Genomic DNA, 20,641 nt, shown 5'->3' on the forward strand with positions numbered 1-20,641 from the left:
CTAAGATAGTCGCCAGTCCGAATTTGAATGTGAAAATTGCCAACGGTAATAGTGAGCCGCTAAGCTGAAGGCTACGACAATTACGCCTGCCCCGGCAGGCCCAATGAAGGGTGTCATCATGGAAAATGCAAAGCAATCTTTTCAGGACGTTCTGGAATTCGTCCGTATGTTCCGTCGTAAGAACAAATTGCAACGTGAAATTCACGATAACGAAAAGAAAGTTCGTGATAACCAGAAGCGTGTACTGCTGCTCGATAACCTGAGCGAATACATCAAACCGGGTATGAGCATCGAAGCTATTCAGGAAATTATTGCCAGTATGCGCAGTGACTATGAAGATCGCGTTGATGATTACATCATCAAAAATGCTGATCTGTCGAAAGAGCGCCGCGACCTGTCCAAGAAGCTGAAAGCAATGGGCGAGCCTAAACCGCACGAATAATCCGCCGGTTTTCCCACATGGGCGGCTTTTAGCCGCCCGTATCGAGGATTTTTAACCTGCGTTCTTCAGGGCGGCAGCTGAAAATGGCTCCCCCGACCACGCCGTCGCTAACCAGAAAAACGTGGTTTTTCCCGGCGAAATCCCAGTCCAATAATCCAGCCAAATACAGTCGGCAGAAACGGAAAGCGTCTGATCAGCCTCGGCAGCGGGCTGGGCTTATTACTGTCTCTGTTCTTACCGCTCATTTTTATCTGAATAAATTGTGTTGCGCAGGTCGGAAACTGACGTCGCTGTTGAACTTTTTTCAGCTGACGTAAACTCACTGCCCGCTTGCGCAGCGGCGACGTCAGGTAATTAGCGGTTGCTACCGCATCCTGAATCGCCAGATTGACACCTACACCGCCGATGGGGGACATGGCATGTGCGGCATCGCCTATGCACAGTACGCCGGGGATCATCCACTTATCCAGCCGATCAATGCGGATGACCAGTAAACTCAGCTGTTGCCAGTCGCTAAGCTCTTCCAGTCGTTCTGGCGGAAACGGCGCGACCTGCGCAATCTGGTGTTTTAGCTGCGAGATACCGGCAGCTTTTATCGGCTCAAACTGTCCTTTGGTGATCGAATAACCACACTGCCAGAAATTACCGCGGTCGATGATAATAAAGTTTTGCTTTGGCCCTTTATGGCCCATGCTCCACTCCGGATCGTCGGGCTGCTTTGTCAGCTTAAACCACAGCACGTCACGCGGTGAGCCAAACGAGCGGCTGACCAGCCCGGCTTTTTGCCGCACCTGCGAGTGACGCCCGTCAGCGCCAATCACCAGCTGCGTACGGATCTCAGTTTCCACCCCATCCGCCAGCGCTCTGATGCCGCACACGTTGTCATGCTGATAAATAAAATCGTCAAAGCGGGTCGATTTCAGCAGGGTAAACTCAGGCAGTTGCGCGGCCTTTGACGCCAAAAAGTTGAGGAAATCCCACTGCGGCATAAAGGCGATAAAACGGCATTTCACCGGCAGGCGGGAAAAATCAGCAAGAGTGACTTCTTCTCCTGCGATTTCGGCCTGCAACTTTTCGGCACGCTGATGCGGCAGGCTGAGCAGTTCCTCCAGTAATCCCAGCTGATGCATGATTTGCAGGGGAGAGGGATGAATGGTATCTCCCCGGAAGTCACGCAGAAAATCATTGTGTTTCTCAATCACCACTACCCGTACCCCAGCGCGGGCAAACAGATATCCGAGCATGAGTCCGGCCGGGCCGCCACCGACAATACAGCAGTCGGTGGTTAATACTTTAGGTGGAGCTGGCTGCATATTCTTCACTCCGGCGATGAACAGTTTCATTTATGATAATGGTTATCATTATCTTTTTGAAGATCTTTCATCACTGAATCCGCAAACGTTGAACAGTACAGGCTGGAAACTGAATTTTGATACGTAAAAATAACGCTTTGCATAGAATGCAAAACATTTATGCATGTTTCATGTATTTCAGGAAGGCTAATTATCGAATAAAGTGGATGGGATTTTCTGACAAATGAGGGTTAAGCATGGACAGCAAAAAGAACGTATTAATAACAGGGGCTACAGGATTTATTGGTGCTTATTTACTTTCTGAACTAATTAAGAATAAAAATATAGGTAAAATTTATACACTTTGCAGAAAAATAGATAAGGGGCAGGAGCGAGAAAGACTTATTTCGGCATTCAAAAAATACTCTATTCTGAAACCCGATGCATTATATTCAGCAACAAACTTACATATCATTGAAGGTGATATTACTAAACCACGACTCGGCATCTCTAATGATGATTATGAAGAGATCTGTTCAGAAGTTGATATTATCCATCACATTGCAGCGCGGGTAAATCACATTCAACCTTACGATTTTTTGAAAGCGCCAAATGTAGACAGTGTGGCAGATACGATAGATATTGCAGGAAAAGGACGAAGCAAGGTATTAAATTTTGTTTCTACGTTAGGATCTGCCGTTAAAAAGGACAGTAATGGTCGCTACATTGAGGATTTTCCCGGTGACGAAATACTTCATTCCGATATGGGGTATCTTCGCTCTAAATGGCAGGCGGAAAAATTACTGCATAAATTTCATATCAATGGTGGTAAGGTAAATATTTTCCGTTTAGGCTATATCTCTGGCCATAGCCAGACGGGTGCTTCTCTTTTTGCAGACAATCAGTTTATGCTTTTTATCAAAAGTTGTATTCAGCTAGGCTATGCACCAGTTCTTAGCAGAACGATAAACTTTACGCCTGTTGATTATACTACAGAAATTATGGCTCTTCCTCAGTATATGTCTGAAGGAGGGAGTGTTTTAAATTTATTTAATTATTCAGGGCTAATTAGCTGGGAGGGAATTGTAGGCTGGCTTAATCTGCGCGGCTATAAAATCGAAACCGTTGAGTTTTATGAATGGCAAAAACATCTGTTAGAAAATGGCGAAAATAACGCACTACATCGCTTCCTGAAATTATACGGTGTGGAAGGATCACATGATAAAATTCTCAGGTTTGGACGTGAAATTGATAAATTTGACTGCCAAAATGTTAAGAATGCAACAAAAAGAATGGGCTACATTTTACCCGCACTAAAATATGATTTATTAGATACCTACTTAAGATATCTACAATCTATGAATTTTTTACCCTTCCCACAGACAGCTCATTCTGTTTGATCAGGCTATTTAATTATGGGTACACCAAAAACCAGTTATTTTGCACTGGCATTTTTCTGCGCTTTTTCCGTCGCAAATATTTACTATAATCAGCCAATGCTTGAGCTGTTCGCAAAGGATTTTGGCGTTGATGAGAAACAGGCAGGATCGGTTGCCATGTTTGTCCAACTTGCCTATGCGGCTGGCCTGGTTTTCTTTGTGCCCCTTGGCGATCGGATGAAGCGAAGGAGGCTGCTAATTATTCTGCTTGGTGCTAATGTTGTTGCATCTGCTGTCGCTTCATTTTCGCAAACCATAGGGCAGTTAATCACGATCAATATCGTAATCGGAATGACCTCAGTGGGTGCACAGATTATAATTCCGATGGTATCGTTGATGGCAACGCCCGAGCAACGGGGGCGAGCTGTAGCCACTGTAATGAGTGGTTTGATGGCAGGTGTCCTGTTTGGAAGAATTCTTTCAGGTATCGTCGGAGAGCACTTTGGATGGCGAGCTATGTATATCGTGGCGGCAATGCTGGATCTCGTTCTTCTGATTATGATTCCCAGATTACTTCCTGACAATAGTTTCATTAATAAACCAATACCGTATTGTACTTTACTGAAATCACTTGTCGGCTATTTCATAAAAGAACGTGAGCTACGACTGTCGTGTTTTTGCGGCGCCATGATGTTTGGCAGTTTCAGTGCGTTATGGGGAGGGTTGGCGTTTCTGCTTGCCCTCCCACCCTATCGATTTGGCAGTGATATTGTCGGGAGTTTCGGTTTTGCGGGAATGGCGGGTATTATTGCCACACCCTATATAGGAAAACTCGCTGACCGCTACAGTTTCCGCACCATAGTATTGGCTGGGGGTGTTTTGGCATTATTGGGTTTTGGTGCTGTATATTTTTCACATCATTATCTAATTGCATTAATCGTAGGTATTATCTTACTTGATATCGGTGGGCGTGCAAGCCTGGTCGGAAATCAGCTCAGGGCACTGGCGTTGTCAGAAGATGCACGTAGCCGCTTGAATACCGTATTTATGTGCTCCTATTTTATCGGCGGAGCAATAGGTACCAGAATTGGTGCTGAAATAAGCATCGTGTATGGATGGTTCGGAATTGCATTAATGGGAATTATTTTATCCTGCCTCGTGATTCTTCTTAATGTTAAAGAAAGAAGGCCGGCTAAGAATTTAAAATTTGATTGTAAAAGCTGAATAAATCAAAAGGAAATGATGATATGAATGCTTATATTTGTGATGCTATACGTACTCCCTTTGGACGATATGGCGGTTCCCTTGCATCATTCAGAGCTGATGATCTCGCGGCATTACCCCTCCGGGCTTTGAGGGAAAGAAATCCCTCGCTGGATGTCAGCGCCATTGACGATATAATTTTAGGCTGCGCGAATCAGGCTGGGGAAGATAACCGTAATATCGCACGTATGTCGATGTTGTTGGCAGGGTTGCCTGTGATCATACCCGGTACGACTGTGAATCGGCTATGTGGTTCAAGTCTTGATGCTGTGGCGATAGCGGCGCGGACTATCAAATCCGGAGAGGCAAATCTTATTATTGCCGGTGGCGTGGAAAGTATGAGCCGTGCTCCTTATGTCATGGGAAAGGCCGATAAGTTATTATCCCGAAACATGAAAATTGAAGATACTACGATGGGGTGGCGTTTTATTAATCCTGAGATGAAAAAACGCTATGGTGTCGATACCATGCCGGAAACGGCAGAACATGTTGCAAAGCAATTTGGAATTACTCGTGAAGAGCAGGACCAGTTTGCACTCCGTAGCCAGAATCGTGTCGCTGAGGCTTATTTGAAGGGGATCTTTAACGATGAAATCATTCCCGTTACTCTTTCGCAAAAAAATAAAGAAGATATTATCTTCGACAGAGATGAACACCCTCGGAAAACAACACTTGAGGCCTTATCTCTTTTGAAAGGTGTCGTAAGTCCAGAAGGGAGTATTACCGCAGGTAATGCCTCGGGAATCAATGACGGTTCCGGAGCTGTGCTAATCAGCAGTGATGAAGGAATAAGAGCTCACGGCCTGGTGCCTAAGGCAAGGATAGTGGCGGCTGCGGTAAGCGGAGTTGAACCTCGTATCATGGGAGTTGGCCCTGTACCTGCGGTCAGGAAGGTACTGGCACTGGCTGGTCTTCAGCTTGACCAGATGGATCTGATTGAGCTAAACGAAGCCTTTGCAGCACAAGCCTTGGCTGTAATGCAACAGCTCAGAATAGACGTTGACGACGAAAGAGTTAATCCCAATGGAGGAGCTATCGCTATTGGTCATCCCCTGGGAGCCAGCGGGGTGAGACTTATCACTACGGCATGTTATCAATTACAACGCACAAATGCTCGTTACGCTCTTTGCACTATGTGTATAGGCGTAGGCCAGGGAATAGCCGTTATTATTGAACGTATTTAGCGTTAAATAACGGCAGCCAGGTTGTCACGTAAAAACTGCAAAAAAGCGGCAAGTTTAGGTGTCATCCCAGACGAAGTACGCAGAAAATGAATATCTTCTACTTTTTGTTGTGGATCATCGAAAATTTTAACTAATGTGCCGGATTTTAAATCTTGCCCGACAACCCAGTTGGGCAAGAATACAATACCCAGTCCAGACAGAGCCGCCTTTTGCAGTGCATCAAAATCATTGCAACGTATATATAATCGATGCTTACTGTCTTGAGTGTCAACGATGCGACGCCAGGATATTGAGTGAGGGTCCTGATATTTATCGAGTATATGATGGACTGCAAGATCATCTGCACCACAAGGAGTACCATATCGTTCCAGATACTGTGGACTGGCACACGCCATCCACGTTTGTTGTGCAATTTTTGTCGCATAGAGTGAACTGTTTTTCAATTTACCTATACGAATTGCCGCGTCCAGATGTTCTATTGATGGATTTGTTAATTTCTCAGTGAGATCTAATACGAAATCCACATCCGGATATTTTAACTTAAACTGAGATAACCAAGGAAATATATGTAATTTTGCAAAGGTCGGCAGACAGCTTATACGTAATGTACCCCTGACTTCTTTGTTTATTGCGACTATCTCGGCACTCATATCTTTTAGCGATTCAAGTATGGCTACGGCACGAATAAATAATGCATTACCGGTCTCTGTCAAATAAATCCCTCGCGTTGTTCGGGTCAGTAATTTGGTTTTCATAACCATTTCAAGAGTATCTATTTTACGCATGACAGATGATGGGTTTACGCCATGATGGCGAGCAACTTCTGAAAATGATCCGCTTCGTGCTATTTCCACAAACAACGAAAGATTTTCTGTATATTTGAATATATCCATAAATTATTATTAGGTTGCGTTGCTTAATATTCACAATGTACCCATCATATAACGGTTCTGAGTTTCAAGGTAGTTTCTTAAATGTTTGATGTTTGCATTATTACGCTTAGCCTCAATCATGATATTGTCATGTTACGGGCTGAAAAAAATGGTATCTGGGCATACCGGGATTTTATGTCATTCAGCTGTGCGAAATCAGGCAGGGAGGATTCAGCCGATGTTGAGAGAGAATATGCAAAAAGCCCGCTCAGGTTCCCCTGAGCGGGCTTCTCTAAATATGGCTCCCCTGACTGGACTTGAACCAGTGACATACGGATTAACAGTCCGCCGTTCTACCGACTGAACTACAGAGGAATCGTTTGAACGGGGCGCATATTATCGAGGCTGCCGCACGTTGTCAAAGCCTGTTTTCACTAAAACCTGCTGACTGCTGAATAAAGCAGCAGTTACTGTGTTAATCAGGGATTTAGCGGCAAAGTTATTCCGTTGCGGCAGGTAAGCGCGTTTCACAGCGCATTATGCTGTTGCAGCGCTTTTGCAGTTATCTTCGGAAGAATGATCACGTTTATTTCATTTTCATATTGTGTAACTGTTTTTTGAAATATACATTCCACTCATATCGTTTATCAGCAGCAGGAAATCGGCATGCAAAAGGTGAGAATTGGGCTTATTGGTACTGGCTACATTGGGCGTTGTCATGCGATTGCTTACGCTCAGGCATCGACGGTGTTTAAGCTGAAAGGTGAGATAGTGCGTGAAATGCTGGCGGAAGTAACGCCGGAGCTGGCGCGCAGCAAGGCTGATGAGTTTAGTTTTAGCCGCTCAACCGGTAACTGGCGCGAACTGGTCAGCGATCCCAATATTGATGTGGTCGATATCTGCGCGCCAAACTTCCTGCACAAAGAGATGGCACTGGAAGCCATTCGTCACGGTAAACACGTCTATTCAGAGAAACCGCTGGCGCTGACGGTAGCGGATGCTGAAGAGATGACCCGAGCTGCACAGCAGGCAGGAGTAAAAACGCTGGTAGGTTTTAACTACATGAAAAACCCAACCAGCCAGCTGGCACGCGAAATAATTGCGGCGGGTGAAATCGGTGAAGTGGTGCATTTCTACGGCACTCACAATGAAGATTATCTGGCGGATCCGAAGACGCCACTCGACTGGCACTGCCAGAAGGCACTGGCCGGGCTGGGTGCGCTGGGCGATCTGGCGGCGCATATCGTCAATATGGCCCACTATCTGGTGGGTGAGATTGATGAGGTCAGTGGCGATATGCTGACGGTGATTAAACAACGTCCCGATCCGAAAGATCCCACGCGTTTGTTGCCGGTAGAAAATGAGGATCAGGCCAGCGCCTTACTGCGCTTCTCACAGGGTGCGCATGGGGTGATTGAAACCTCACGTATTGCCTGCGGCAGCAAAATGGGGCTGACTTATGTGGTGACCGGCACCAAAGGCACTCTGCGTTACACGCAGGAGCGCATGGCAGAGCTGGAGCTGTATCTGCACACCGATCCGGCCGGGCGGCAGGGTTTTAAAACCATTCTTACCGGGCCTGCACATCCGGATTATGCCGCATTCTGTATCTCAGCCGGTCACGGTATTGGATTTAACGATCAGAAAACCGTTGAGATTCGTGATTTGATCAACGGTATTGCAGCTGACAACCGGATGTGGCCAGATTTTGCCGAAGGTTTACAGGTGTCGAAAGTGCTGGAAGCGATTGCGGTATCGGCGATTGAACGTCGCTGGATTAAGGTTTAACGCTGTTAACAACGGGAGCCATTACGGCTCCCGTACAGCATTTCATTATCGCGCTAATGTAGCGTGAAACGGCTCAAAGCTCGCGGGCCATCTGCAACCATAACTTATCAAGTGCGTAATAGCGGTCGTCCTCAGCAGCCGGTTGCTGCCAGTCGCGTTCCCACGGCTTGGCAAGGATATAATGCAGGTTCTTAACTTCAGCAAGATTCCAGCTTCTGGCATGTTGAACCGACAGCGTTTTCAGCGCGTTATAGATATAAGGTAACGCTTTCCAGCGTCCGTCAAAAAATTCATTCAGCAGATCCTGTTCTGAAAACTGATAGCGCGACAGATCGTCAATGGCGGCAATCTTCCGCTCAAGCTGCTTAAACACCTCAGCGTCTGGCGTCAGCACCAGGAAGCCGGCGTTTAAATAGGCATCAAGATGTTCTGGTGCAGGTTGTTGACGATCCTGCCAGCTGTAAAAACAGTTTTCTGGCACCCAGCTTTGCGGATAAGTCGCGATGTTATTTGGATTGCAGCGGCAGGCGTGACAGGCGGCGATACCGTTTACCGGCAGCTCGATATCAAACAGCTCGTCCATATTTTGCAAAACCAGCATATCGGCATCAAGAAACACCAGCCGCTGATAGTCGGTAAGTTGCCAGGCGCGCAGTTTAGTCCACACTTCCGAGAAGCGAGCTGAAGCGTAATGATGCGCCAGGTCGCTTTGTGGATTTAGTGCAGAGACGGCGACGATGACGCAGCCCTCGGCTTTCAGTTGAGCTGCGATGGCCGACTCAATATTCTCGGTCACCATCACTACCAGTGGATAGCGGCTGCCACTCAGACGTAAGGATTTATGCAGCGTCTGCACTCCAGTCAGATAGTCGGGCTGAGTCAGCAATGTGATCCATGCCTGCATAGAATTTCCCCCGGTTTTTATATCAGTCAAAAAGTTGTGACAGGTAGTCGTTGCTAAATTTTCGCTGTGGATCAAGCTGTTGACGTACTTCACGGAAAGCGTCCCACTGCGGATAGTTTTCTCGCCAGTGATAAAGGCGCGGATCGTAATATTTACCCCAGTGTGGGCGTCCGCCCTCTGCCGCCAGCAGTTTCTCCACTTCGCTGAGAAAATGGGTGCCTTCAGCCGACAGGCTGCCGTCGTCAGCGTAATAGACCACAAAGCCAAAGAAACAGGTGGCCTGCTGATAAGCCGGGCTAAGCCAGGCGGAAGAGGGGCCGGTACAGCGCAGAATGATCGGATAGTGCATATGCGGATGTTTTTCAGCATACCAGCGTTTGATTTTGCCAATCACTTCAGCGGCGCGCGCCAGCGGAATGCCGATTTCTACATTGATCTGCGGCACCGCAATACCGCGGCAGAAAACCTGATAGATATCGCCCGTTACATCCGAAAAGTCTTTAAACCGGGTAACGGTTTTAAACTGTTTACCGCCTTCGCCGCGAATCTGCGTATCGTTATGCATATGCTCCAGCGTCTGCTCGATGGTGCTGTTCAGCGAGCTATTGCTGTCAGGTTGTTTAACCAGATCACCGTAATTAAGCCGGTAAACCTGCTCCTCTTCCGCTGTGGCTTCGCGTGCGCACCAGACATGCATCTGATCCTCATCGACAAACCACCAGGCTTTACTCAGTGCATAATTTTCGTTCCACTGATAAAGGTCCTGTTCCAGATTGCTGGCGCTGACGGCATTTTTAAAGCAGGTATAGATGTGCGACGGTATGGTTTTAAGCGTAACGGCAGTAACTACGCCTAGTGAGCCAAGTGCCACCTGCACTGCACCAAACCACGGATGATGACGATCAAATTCGCGGATGCTGCCGTCGGCCAGCGCCATACGAATACTTAGCGCCTCATCGGCCAGTGAACTTTGCTGCAACCCCTGGCCGTGAGTGCCGGTCGCCATTGCGCCAGCCAGGGTTTGTATGGAGATCACTCCCGGTGACGAGGCCAGCATGCGTCCCATTTTGCTCAGCGTCTGATACACCTCGCTGAGCGGCGTGGCAGCGGCAAAGGTCGCGCTGTTATCGGTTGAGTCCAGTAGTCCAGAAAGCTTGCTGAGATCCAGCAACATATCCTGCGGATTGTCGATTTTTAGCATCCGTCCCGGTGCCAGCCGGCTACCAATGACCTTAACTTTCCCGCTGTGGCTGGCGAGCAGTTGTTGTAACTCTGCTTCACTATCTGGCCGACAAACGGTACGGCGGTCGCCTAACTGAGCATTTTGCGCCCAGTTCCACACCTGAGTATCACTGTCAATCGCGTCGGTATTTCTGAGCGGAAAGCGCCCATCGTCTTTTTCCACTACAACATTCCTTCCATCTGGTCTGTGAATTGCCAGCGCATCTGGCAGAGTGATGAGCTTCGCAAACAACGGATAACATTATCTGTCGCTCTCTGAAGCGTAGACCATTTGGTTTAATGCCAGTTTTTTGACAGCAAAAGCGAGGGAGCAGTCAGCTCGCGTTTTCTTCAGCTTCGTTACTGTCCGCCAGCCTGCTGATATGTATGGTCAGCCAGGTCAGCTCATCTTTTGGCAGGATTGTCTGATACTTCTCGGCGATATAGTCGCGAATCGCCCACGAGACGTTCATTGCCGCCGGATAGAATTTCAGCAGCTCGTGATAAAAGTCGTCGCTGTTTTTAGCGGCGATTTTATTGCTGATAATTCGCTCAGCAAAGTAGCGTAGGTGGGTGATAAAGCGAATATAGTTTATCGAATTGATATCGATATTTTTATTGAGTTTGTAACGAACAATTTCAGCAATGCGGTTCACCAGCTGCACCTGTAGATGCGCATCGCTGTTTTCACTGTCGCCGGAAGCGTTGATCAGATGAAAGGCGATATTCACTGCTTCATCTTCAGGCAGCTCAACATTAAAACGCTGACTGACGCTTTTCTTTGCCAGTACGCCTAACTCATATTCCCGCTGATAATAACGTTTCACTTCCCAACTGAGTTTATTGGCAAAATTACTGCCGTTTTTACAACGCTCAACCGCAAAATAAAGATGCTCTGCCAGGGTGAAAAACAGCAGCGAATTCAGCTTCTCAACGTAATGCTGCTGAGCCATGGCGATAATGTCATGAGTGGCATCAAAAAACGCCGCAGGTACCGTATCGGTAAGTGAAAGAAAGTGTCTGGATTTAAGGTTATCCAGCGGAATAAAAACCTGCTCGACCTCAGCCAGATCGATAATCGTACCGGGCTTGGTACCAAAACCAATACCTTTGCCAAACAGGATCATTTCCCGTTGGTCATGGTCTACCAGTAACATGCTGTTGTTCAGCGATTTCTTCACTTTAATCACGATATTTCCCTGCGGCGATATTTCACAGTCAGTCGAGGTCGCGGCCATTGCTGGCGATGACTTTCTGATACCAAAAGAACGAGTCTTTTCTCAGGCGCGCCAGTGAGCCATTACCGTCATCATCCTGATCGACATAAATAAATCCATATCTTTTAGTCATTTGTGAGGTGCCGGCACTGATAATATCGATGGTTCCCCAACTGGTATATCCCATCAACTCAACGCCTTCATTGACTGCTTGCGCCATCTGTTCAAAGTGTGAGCGGAAATAGTCAATGCGATAGCCGTCATGAATTTTGCCGTCCTCAACAATATCTTTCGAACCCAGACCGTTTTCGACAATAAACAACGGTTTCTGATAGCGATCGTACAGTTCCAGCAGTGAAATTTTCAGACCGACCGGATCGATTTGCCAACCCCATTCTGATGCCGGCAGATACGGGTTTTTTACGCCCAGGACGGTATTACCGGCGATGCGCTCGGCGTCGGGCTGGGTGGATTCCGTCAGCGACATGTAGTAACTGAACGACAGGAAATCTACGGTGTGCTGGCGCAGGATATCCAGGTCACCCGGCTGCATCTCAATCTGAATGCCGCGTAATTCCAGATCGCGTTTAATCAGTGGCGGATAAGCACCAAGAACCTGCACATCGGTATAAAAATAGTTCTCAAGATTCTTCTTCAGCGTGGCCTCAACATCGGCCGGATGGCAGGTGCGCGGGTAGGTGGTCAGTTTGGTCAGCATACAGCCGACCTGGCTACCGGGAATTTTTGCATGACAGTCGCGCGTCACCAGCGCTGAAGCGACGAACTGATGATGCAGCCCCTGATAAACATCGCTGATTTCCCGTCCCGGCGCGCTTTTTTCCTCACGAATACCGGCAGTGGTAAATGGATGGCGATGAATACTGTCGATTTCATTAAACGTCAGCCAGTAACGCACCAGATGTTTATAACGATCAAAGCAAACATTGCTGTAACGGACAAACGCATCGACAACATTGCGATGGACCCAACCGTTGTATTTTTCACTCAGTACCAGCGGCATTTCGTAATGCGAAAGCGTCACCAGCGGTTCAATCTGATGTTTGCGCATCTCGCTAAACAGATCTTCATAAAACTGCAGCCCGGCCTCATTCGGCTCAGCATCTTCACCGGTTGGGAAGATGCGCGCCCAGGCAATCGATACGCGCAACACTTTACAGCCCATCTCGGCAAACAGCGCCAGATCTTCTTTATAACGATGATAGAAATCGATGCCGCGCCGTTTTGGATAGAACGCATCATTGTGGCCATTCAGCGCATCAGCAACATTCTGATCGCTGAGCGCCATATGACCCTCATAGTTAGTCAGGTCTAAATTAGCTTTATAGGTGATTGCATCCGCGACCGAAGGTCCTTTTCCATCCAGGTTCCATGCGCCTTCAGCCTGGTTGGCGGCGATAGCGCCACCCCATAAAAAGTTTTCAGGAAAGCCAGATTGCGTGTCCGTCATACAGACTCCTTTAACGTCATGATGTTGTGATGATGATTGATACTGAGTCGGGGAATTTCAGTTGAGACGCTGAAACGTTCGCTGTTAGTGACCACCATCATAATGACCGGGTCATAACCGGCGGCGATAATCGCTTCAAGGTCAAATTTCACCAGCAGATCGCCGGTTTTTACCTGTTGCTGTGCGCTGACCTGCGGCGCAAAACCGCTGCCATTCATTTTTATCGTGTCGATGCCGATATGGAAAATCAGCTCGACGCCGCCGTCAGTTAACATGCTAAGTGCATGACCGGTATCGAAAACGTTGCTGATCACTCCGTTTGCCGGTGCATACAGCGCACCTTTTACCGGCCGAATCGCAATGCCATCGCCCATAATGCGGGTGGAGAAAACCTCATCATTGACCTGTTCAAGTGGAATTACCTGACCTTCAGCGGGGCTGTTAAAGCGCAGTTCTGGCGTGGCTTGCAGAGTGTCGGCGGGGGTGGCCTGCTGATCTTCACGCCAGATAAATAAGGTAATAAAGAACGAGACGCTAAAGGCGACGCCGGCCGCGGCGAAGGCCCAGACGATATTCCAGTTATTATCCGGTGAAACAAACAGTGAAATACTGGCCATGCCGGGACCGACCAGCGCAAACGCCTCGACTGTCATCCAGCCGATAAAAGCACCGCCAATAACGCTGCCGGTAATCACCGCGTACAGCGCTTTTTTATGCAACAGCGTAACGCCATACAGCGCGGGTTCGGTAATGCCGCACAGCGCCGAGATGCCGGAGGAGAGGGCGGTGGATTTTAATACTTTATCTTTGGTTCTCAGCGCAATGGCCAGACAGGTGCCCGCTTCGGCAATGTTGTGCGCCAGCGAAGCCGGCAGATATAACATCTCGCGACCAAATTGCCCCATCGACGCAACGGCGTATGGAATCATCGGTTTATGCATCCCGGCGGCCACCATAAAAGGCAGCACGCCTGCCAGCAGTGCGGTGGCAACAAAACCAAGCTTGCCATACAGCCAGAGAATTACCGTTGCCAGACCGGCACCGACTTCATAGCCCAGCGGACCAAGGAACAGTAGGGTAACCGGTACGGTTACCAATAATGAGAGCATCGGTGACAGGAAAATACGCAGTGCGCCGGGAGAGTAGCGATTAAAAAACTTCTCGGTTTGCGCGTAGAAAAGAACGCATAAAATTGCCGGAAATACCTGAGAGGCGTAGGCGATATTTTTCAGGTCCAGCGCAAGGAATTCAGCGCCTTCTGCCAGTTGCTTCGACATCGCCGGTAATACCATTACCGAAACCGCAGACACCGCGACCAAAATATTGACCTTTAATTTCATCGCGGTGGTAATCGCTACCAGAATCGGTAAAAAATAGAGTGGGGCAGAGCCGATATTATCCAGCACTTTATAGGTCGAGCTGTCGCGGCTTAACCAGCCCATCAGATCAAGCAGTAACAGCATTGATTTCAGTACGCCGCCACCCGCAATTGCCGGCACCAGTGGCTGAAATACGCTAATGATAAAATCAATGATAAGTGACATTCGGCTGATGCGAGCCGGAGCACTGCTGGCACTTTTGGGTTGGCCGTCAGTGATGCTTCTCACCGCCTGATAAACGCCAATCACCTCACTGCCAATAATGACCTGGCACTGGGCATTAATTCTGACGCCCAGTACGCCCGGCACCTTTTCCAGCGCGGATTGATTTATCCGCGAATGATCACGAAGGGTCAGCCGCAGTCGGGTGGAGCAATGCTCGATATGATCGATATTGTCAGTACCGCCGACCAGATCAATAATTTCCTGTGCTGTCTGAAGATGATTCATGTCACGACTCTCCTGCCGCCCCAAAAAAAAAGACCTGAAGCCCCCTTTTTAAGAGAGAGCTTCAGGTCTTGCCTGGATAACCAGTTACACGCCTGGATTTAGTTGTATATTTTGCGGCAACTGAAAGTCAAAGAGATTAAGTGCCCGGCAGTGATAACTGTGACGCAACTGGCAAAGTGTGGTGCGGAAAGCAGTATTTGTCGCAGTAATCAGTCGTGACGAATATAACGCAGAGTGGCGGTTACGGCCAGCTGGCGGTTACGAGCGGCGATATCGGCATCGCTTCTGTCACGAGTAAACAGAGTACTGAAGGTATAGTGATTAGAGACATGGTGAACGCAAATGCTACTCAGCAGGCGGTGCACATCAATGGTTTCCAGATCGTCGCGGAATAAACCTGCCGCGCGCCCACGGTTAAGAATATCCTCAAGCACATCTACCGCACTCTTATTCAGGGACTGTATGCGTTCAGACTGGCTGATATAGCGGCCACGTAACAGGTTCTCGCTGCATACCAGACGAATAAAATCGGGATGAGTAGCATGATAGTCAAAGCTCTCTTCCACCAGCTTGGTCATCGCTTCTTCTGGCGCCAGTGCTGACAGGTTCAGGCTGGTTTCATGCTGACGAATTTGCTGATAGACATGCTCAAGCACCTCGATATAGAGGTTTTCCTTGCTGCCAAAGTGATAAACCACCATCCGCTTGGTGGTTTCGGCCTGTTCTGCAATCTGTTCCAGCCGTGCGCCCTGCATACCAAATTCAGCAAAGGTTTTCAGTGCTCCGGCAACAATGCGTTTTTTAAGTCCTTCCGGATCGTTCTTTCTCTTGGCTGGCATGAAGGGACATCCTGATAGTGTTTAGGGCTAGGGTATCGTTGATGGCGGTGTGACACAATCTGACAATGGTAAACCAGTTGCATAAACTGTACTTACCAATCGGAGTTGTCGGCTGAGGATCGAGAAAGAAAATTACATTTAGCGGGGCAACAGTCGCGCGGGCCGGCGATGGCAGATGCATGGAAAAAGCAAAAATCCCGCTCAGGTTTCGCTGAGTGAGGCTCTCGAATTTGGCTCATCTGGCTGGGATCGATTTATAAATACAGATCATTATCACGTATTCCGCGCCAGACATCCTTCATCCGGGCTTTCCAGTTTAGCGATAAAAGCGTGAGTCTATACGATGTCGAAATTTAAATCTGAGCTTTGTTAGCTTAATCGTTATTTTATCTTTTCTGTTTTATAACTGTATTTATTCTGCGATTTTATAAATGAAGCTATTTCATTTAATCTGACTCACAACTTTATCATTGCTGGACTTTATTATTGGAATGTAATTTATGTTCATTGGCTAACATTTATTATAGTATGTTTATATAATATCTAAAAAAAGGACCAACGGCGATTTGGACAAGCAGTAGATAGTAAAAACAGTTACAAAAGCTGAGTATCTGAATTCGGCCGGATTAGTGAAGCAACAGTAGAATATTTTATGCCTTAACCTGAATATACCATCACTGCCGTTTTGATATTGATTTTTTATATCCTCATGACAAACATCTCTTTTAAGTCAAATCACAAATCGGTTAGCATTGCATCAGTTAAACCATGGAAATGACAAGGAAAAGGGAATGACACGTCACTTTACCAATGAACTGGCACCGGAACTGCTGCCAACAATGGAGCAACCACCGTTTACGGCGGAACAACTGGCCGGGATGAATGATCAGGCGCGTGCGCTTATCGCCGGACAGCAGGAATATTGCCACCAGCATCCTGTTACGGCCCTGTACCGTATTGCTGTGGAGGGTAGACTCACCAGGGAGGGCGGAGCGGTTCATACCCCCTGGAATGGAAATCAGATCGAACTTTCAGATGGAACAAAAGTGAATGTTGCACTGGAAGATGATGACGTTGTTTATGCGGATGGCAGAACTGCGGAAATTATAACGGGAGCGGGTAAGAGAAGTGAAGTCAATGCCCGCAGTGTGGCGCTCGCTGGTGGCCGCCTGGATAACGGTGATGAGGTTATCAGCACTTTATGCCATGGGCCAGTGATTGTCGGGCGTGAAGGAGAAACGATGCCAGAAGATTTCCTGCCATCCAGCGAGGTGGCGTAATGGGAAATCGTTCTAACTGTTATGGGCGAGGCACGGCACTGGAGGGGGATAAAACAGCCTCGGGTGCTGAATGTATCGCCTCAATGTCCAATGATATCGAGCACGGACGAAGGGTTGTCCGTGTTGGTGATAAAACTACCCGATGCCCCAAATGTGGTGAGGTTGGGGTTATCGTATCCGGTGAACCCCGCGATACCAATAATGGAAAAATAGCGGCGGTAGACGGTTCAATTGTGCACTGCGGTTGCCCTTCCGGGTCGAACTGGATTATTGCGCCAGCAGGACAATGGGTTGGTAGAGGCCCGGATCCTTCCATTGCAGCCCTTGCAGCATGGGGTGCTGAGCGTAAGGCCGCAGAAGAAGAAAAAGCCAAACAACTGGCTAAAGAACGTGACCGCAATCGTGTGTTCGCCAAATCCTGCCTGCGGGGTGAGGGCTGTAATGATGCCGGAGAAGATCGGGAACCTCATACCAATTTCGCTGTGATGGCATTTTATCAGGCCGCCCCTCCTGACTATCCCGCATCAGATAATGATGTCGTCCAGCATGCCCAGACAGCCAGGAAAAAGAAAGCTGCAGAGGAAATCCCAGAACCCAAGAAGCGAAGCGCCCTGTATAAATGGTGGAATGGTAACCATGAGGAAATGGATTATCAGGCCGCAAAGGCCGCCGCCACGAGTGCTGCTAACGCTCAGATGGCGGTTGAAGGAGCCAGTGTGCTTGAGCTGGTGGGTGGAAAAGCCATTACAACAGGAACATGGGCAGTAAAACTTGGTGAGATGGCTACAGGACTCGGAAGGATCGCAGCCAGCGGCCCTGGAGCCCCCATCGCAGCAGTTGTGATGGGAATGATGCCCGGCAGGTTGAATGACGGTGAACAGGACTTTATTGACCGGATGCGTCTGGAACAGATGCGTGAAGCGCCAAGCCGTGTGCGTTATACATGGGAACAGGATGATAAAGGGAATCCTGTTCCTCATGGCTGGCATACTCCACCCGGTAAAGATAGGGTGCGTGTGCGCAAAATGGAGTGGGACGGCAACCGAAAGGCGTATACGTTCACCACAGAGGAAGAACCGCGAATCACCATCATCTGGACGCCAGACAGTTCAGGTGTCAATGTTCCTTCAAATACAGGCAACCAGAACCCGGTAAGGATACCAAATCCGGTTGTTGTTGATCCGCTGCCGGAAAATACCAGTATTGAGGCTACAACCACTCCGGCACCGGAAGAGAAGAATTTTGCGGATTATATTCTTATTCTGCCAATATCTGATATTCCACCGATTTATATTTATTTAAGTAAAAGACCTGAAGATCCTATTTGGACTCAAAGAAGGAAAATCACACAGGTTGAAAATGCATACAATCACTGGAAGAAGCATGGTTCTGAGTTTCCTGAGTTAACTAACTCTAAAGAATATGTTGATGCCACTCATGACTTTGTTAATAATCCCCCAAAAGGAACTATGACAAAAACAAGAGATAACGGTGATATTTTGTTATATCATCCCGAAAGTAATACGTTGGGTATCAAATCTAAAGATGGTGCTCCAAGAACGATGTTTAAACCAACTGACAAGATGGACTATTGGAATGATCAATAATTACTATGCATGCCCGTGCTGCGGGGAAATGGTATTTGAATCTGTAGGTGAACATGATATTTGTCCTAATTGTAATTGGGAAGATGATCCTTTTCAGTCTAGAAATCCAGACAGAAAAGGTGGGGCAAATAAGATGAGTCTCAATGAAGCTAAAGATGCCTATCGGAAAGGTAAAGCAGTTATATAAAAGTAAAAGGGATCTTACTGAAGATCCCTTATATTCCTATGAAAGTGGCATTTCTTATCTTTCATTTAACTGATATTAATATATAATAAATACTTTCAAATTAAAAAAACATATGTGATTTTAGGAACCGATTTTCAGCTTGAGCTTGTAAGTATATTTGACGAGTTATCGACTATTGATTTTTCGCAAGATATAGAATCACAAATAATGGTCTTAGATGAGGATTTGTTGCAATTATCATTTGAGTCTGGGGCTATTGTTGATGTTGGTTGGTATCCAGCGTTTGAAACAAATGGTAAATTTGTTATTAATCGAATAATTAATGGTTGTTGGGATACACCAGAATCTAAGTATGGGATGGGATAAAAATGAACTGGTTTCTAAACTGAGAAAATCCATAGGATAAAAGAGTGATATTTATTAATAATGAATAGTTCAATACATTTATGCCCTTGTTGCCGTAAATATGAGTTTTCGGAAGTTGGGAGCTATGAAATTTGTCCGGTTTGCAATTGGGAAGATGATCCTGTTCAAGAAGAAGATCCAAGTTATGGTGGTGGGGCTAATGTAATGAGTTTGAACGAGGCTCGTCAAGCTTATGCTGAAGGACGTAAAGTCAAGTAACTATTAACCCTGATTTTATTGGGCAGCACACACGAGCTGTTGTGCTGCTCAGCCACTTCAATCATGGTGATGAAACTACCAGCACACCACAAAAATATGTTGGTCTGTTCTTAAAAGTAAAGACACTAAAGAAGCGGCCAGGAAACTTGGGTATGATCGCCGTGTTTCTCCTGATAAAGTACCATTTAACTCTCATGGGCAATTAATGGAAAAGATTATATAATATCTGATATTGATGGACATAACGTATCTTACGGTTGGAAAAAAATCAGTAAAAAAGGTGTCCCTTTAGTAACTTTTGACAAAGATTTAAACAAAATTAAAGGGTGATTATATGTTTGGTATTTTTACAGAAAATAAATATATACAATCAGTATTTGATGAAAATGTATTGCCTGCAAAGATAGTTATTGGTGGTTTTAGTGAAGGAATGCAAATTCCGTTAACTTACTGGAGTATTGAACAGTATCGAAAAAGCTGGCTCGATGCCCTTAAACAGGGGCTCGAAGATGAGAGCCATTCTGTTTTAGCCGTGTCTATGTATAGTCCAGAGACAGTAAATTTTATATTTTCATGGGTTCTTTATTATAAAAATACACAAGTAATTATTCAGAATAAAATGATTTTTGCGAGCGAAGTAGAAAGCTTTTCCATTCAAAAATTAAATAATTATGCTGGCGCGTATGATGGGTACTCAGACGGGGAAAAAGTATCAGAATGGTATACGACAATTGATGAGGTAAAGGAGTTTATTACTTATCTTGAAAATAAAAATCTTTAAAATATAATCAATAGTGAAGCGCTATATCGGGTTTGTATGCTGCTTAACAAATAAATAAGAGCGGATTTCCAATATGACCGAGAAGAAAAAATTAACGGATTATACAGAAAATGAGTTTTTGGATTTTGTTAGTAAGCTGTTTGATATAGATAACACCACAGAAGCAGAAGATATCAAAAATATCCTTGCGTTTAAACGATTGACTGAACATCCTGATGGCTCTAATCTTATTTACTATCCGAGTGAAGATAGCCCTGAAGGCGTTGTTCAGGAAGTCAAAGAATGGCTTCAGGCTAATGGTAAGCAGGGATTCAAAGAATGAAAAATTATATTGTAATCCGAGGGTGGGGTTTTTATGGACCATGTATTCAGGTAATTATAGCAGACTGCTTATTTAAGTGATCATTGGTTAGCTTTTATTGACAATATGCAAGCTACAGTAGCTGTTAAAGATGGTATGATAG

20 protein-coding genes and 1 tRNA gene are annotated in these 20,641 nt (G+C 46.6%); 12 read left to right on the forward strand and 9 right to left on the reverse strand.

The window, feature by feature from the left end; translation table 11 throughout:
• Positions 1-118 precede the first annotated feature (118 nt).
• On the forward strand, positions 119-442 hold the full coding sequence (locus ACP3TC_RS07765) for a DUF496 family protein (RefSeq protein WP_313852670.1): 324 nt from the start codon (positions 119-121) through the stop codon (positions 440-442).
• A 107-nt stretch (positions 443-549) separates the two neighbouring features.
• Here the strand turns inward: ACP3TC_RS07765 and ACP3TC_RS07770 are convergent, their stop codons facing one another.
• On the reverse strand, positions 550-1,755 hold the full coding sequence (locus ACP3TC_RS07770; protein WP_426817944.1) for an FAD-dependent oxidoreductase: 1,206 nt from the start codon (positions 1,753-1,755) through the stop codon (positions 550-552).
• 236 nt (positions 1,756-1,991) lie between these two features.
• Here ACP3TC_RS07770 and ACP3TC_RS07775 point away from each other — a divergent pair, with 236 nt between their 5' ends.
• The 3 genes from ACP3TC_RS07775 to pcaF are packed head-to-tail and all read left to right on the forward strand — an operon-like array spanning position 1,992 to position 5,560.
• Positions 1,992-3,134: a thioester reductase domain-containing protein gene (locus tag ACP3TC_RS07775; protein ID WP_426817945.1), complete on the forward strand. Its 1,143-nt coding sequence runs from the start codon at positions 1,992-1,994 to the stop codon at positions 3,132-3,134.
• Positions 3,135-3,149: 15 nt separating this feature from the next.
• Positions 3,150-4,337, forward strand: a complete 1,188-nt coding sequence (locus ACP3TC_RS07780; protein WP_426817946.1) for an MFS transporter — start codon at positions 3,150-3,152, stop codon at positions 4,335-4,337.
• Positions 4,338-4,360: 23 nt separating this feature from the next.
• The gene (gene pcaF, locus ACP3TC_RS07785) at positions 4,361-5,560 is read left to right on the forward strand and encodes a 3-oxoadipyl-CoA thiolase (protein WP_426817947.1); all 1,200 of its coding nucleotides are present in this window, start codon (positions 4,361-4,363) and stop codon (positions 5,558-5,560) included.
• A 2-nt stretch (positions 5,561-5,562) separates the two neighbouring features.
• Here pcaF and ACP3TC_RS07790 read toward each other — a convergent pair whose 3' ends face one another.
• Together ACP3TC_RS07790 and ACP3TC_RS07795 are read right to left on the reverse strand one after the other, a co-directional pair.
• Positions 5,563-6,453, reverse strand: a complete 891-nt coding sequence (locus tag ACP3TC_RS07790) for a LysR family transcriptional regulator (RefSeq protein WP_426817948.1) — start codon at positions 6,451-6,453, stop codon at positions 5,563-5,565.
• 278 nt (positions 6,454-6,731) lie between these two features.
• Positions 6,732-6,807, reverse strand: a tRNA-Asn gene (locus ACP3TC_RS07795).
• Positions 6,808-7,098: 291 nt separating this feature from the next.
• Here ACP3TC_RS07795 and ACP3TC_RS07800 point away from each other — a divergent pair.
• Positions 7,099-8,220 (forward strand): Gfo/Idh/MocA family protein, encoded by a 1,122-nt coding sequence (locus ACP3TC_RS07800; RefSeq protein WP_426817949.1) that lies wholly within the window; start codon positions 7,099-7,101, stop codon positions 8,218-8,220.
• Positions 8,221-8,293: 73 nt separating this feature from the next.
• Here ACP3TC_RS07800 and ACP3TC_RS07805 read toward each other — a convergent pair whose 3' ends face one another.
• From ACP3TC_RS07805 to ACP3TC_RS07830, 6 genes are all read right to left on the reverse strand, one after another.
• The gene (locus tag ACP3TC_RS07805) at positions 8,294-9,124 is read right to left on the reverse strand and encodes a glycosyltransferase family 8 protein (RefSeq protein ID WP_426817950.1); all 831 of its coding nucleotides are present in this window, start codon (positions 9,122-9,124) and stop codon (positions 8,294-8,296) included.
• Positions 9,125-9,146: 22 nt separating this feature from the next.
• Positions 9,147-10,529, reverse strand: a complete 1,383-nt coding sequence (locus tag ACP3TC_RS07810) for a D-arabinono-1,4-lactone oxidase (protein ID WP_390902386.1) — start codon at positions 10,527-10,529, stop codon at positions 9,147-9,149.
• 151 nt (positions 10,530-10,680) lie between these two features.
• On the reverse strand, positions 10,681-11,535 hold the full coding sequence (locus tag ACP3TC_RS07815; RefSeq protein WP_426817951.1) for a PRD domain-containing protein: 855 nt from the start codon (positions 11,533-11,535) through the stop codon (positions 10,681-10,683).
• Positions 11,536-11,563: 28 nt separating this feature from the next.
• A complete protein-coding gene (locus tag ACP3TC_RS07820) occupies positions 11,564-13,030 on the reverse strand; it encodes a glycoside hydrolase family 1 protein (protein WP_313852659.1) in 1,467 nt (488 codons plus the stop codon).
• Positions 13,027-14,859, reverse strand: coding sequence for a beta-glucoside-specific PTS transporter subunit IIABC (locus tag ACP3TC_RS07825; protein WP_426817952.1), 1,833 nt, complete (start codon positions 14,857-14,859; stop codon positions 13,027-13,029). Before ACP3TC_RS07825 ends, ACP3TC_RS07820 begins: the two co-directional genes overlap by 4 nt.
• A gap of 209 nt (positions 14,860-15,068) precedes the next feature.
• The gene (locus tag ACP3TC_RS07830; protein ID WP_313852657.1) at positions 15,069-15,698 is read right to left on the reverse strand and encodes a TetR/AcrR family transcriptional regulator; all 630 of its coding nucleotides are present in this window, start codon (positions 15,696-15,698) and stop codon (positions 15,069-15,071) included.
• Positions 15,699-16,489: 791 nt separating this feature from the next.
• On the opposite strand from ACP3TC_RS07830, the gene ACP3TC_RS07835 reads away from it, so the two are divergent.
• The 7 genes from ACP3TC_RS07835 (at position 16,490) to ACP3TC_RS07865 (ending at position 20,499) form a co-directional block, all read left to right on the forward strand.
• Positions 16,490-16,978 (forward strand): hypothetical protein, encoded by a 489-nt coding sequence (locus ACP3TC_RS07835; RefSeq protein ID WP_426817953.1) that lies wholly within the window; start codon positions 16,490-16,492, stop codon positions 16,976-16,978.
• Positions 16,978-18,585, forward strand: coding sequence for an S-type pyocin domain-containing protein (locus ACP3TC_RS07840; RefSeq protein ID WP_426817954.1), 1,608 nt, complete (start codon positions 16,978-16,980; stop codon positions 18,583-18,585). The genes ACP3TC_RS07835 and ACP3TC_RS07840 overlap by 1 nt, the downstream gene beginning before the upstream one ends.
• Positions 18,575-18,772 carry a CPCC family cysteine-rich protein gene (locus ACP3TC_RS07845; RefSeq protein ID WP_278249398.1) on the forward strand — a complete coding sequence of 66 codons (198 nt, stop codon included), beginning with the start codon at positions 18,575-18,577 and terminating at the stop codon, positions 18,770-18,772. Before ACP3TC_RS07840 ends, ACP3TC_RS07845 begins: the two co-directional genes overlap by 11 nt.
• A gap of 114 nt (positions 18,773-18,886) precedes the next feature.
• A complete protein-coding gene (locus ACP3TC_RS07850; protein WP_426817955.1) occupies positions 18,887-19,138 on the forward strand; it encodes a hypothetical protein in 252 nt (83 codons plus the stop codon).
• 60 nt (positions 19,139-19,198) lie between these two features.
• Positions 19,199-19,396, forward strand: a complete 198-nt coding sequence (locus ACP3TC_RS07855; protein ID WP_426817956.1) for a CPCC family cysteine-rich protein — start codon at positions 19,199-19,201, stop codon at positions 19,394-19,396.
• Between the two features lie 334 nt (positions 19,397-19,730).
• Positions 19,731-20,177, forward strand: a complete 447-nt coding sequence (locus tag ACP3TC_RS07860) for a hypothetical protein (protein ID WP_426817957.1) — start codon at positions 19,731-19,733, stop codon at positions 20,175-20,177.
• A 73-nt stretch (positions 20,178-20,250) separates the two neighbouring features.
• Positions 20,251-20,499: a bacteriocin immunity protein gene (locus tag ACP3TC_RS07865; protein WP_426817958.1), complete on the forward strand. Its 249-nt coding sequence runs from the start codon at positions 20,251-20,253 to the stop codon at positions 20,497-20,499.
• Positions 20,500-20,641 lie beyond the last annotated feature (142 nt).

It is taken from the genome of Winslowiella sp. 2C04 (assembly GCF_050037805.1).
GTDB lineage: Bacteria > Pseudomonadota > Gammaproteobacteria > Enterobacterales > Enterobacteriaceae > Erwinia > Erwinia toletana_A.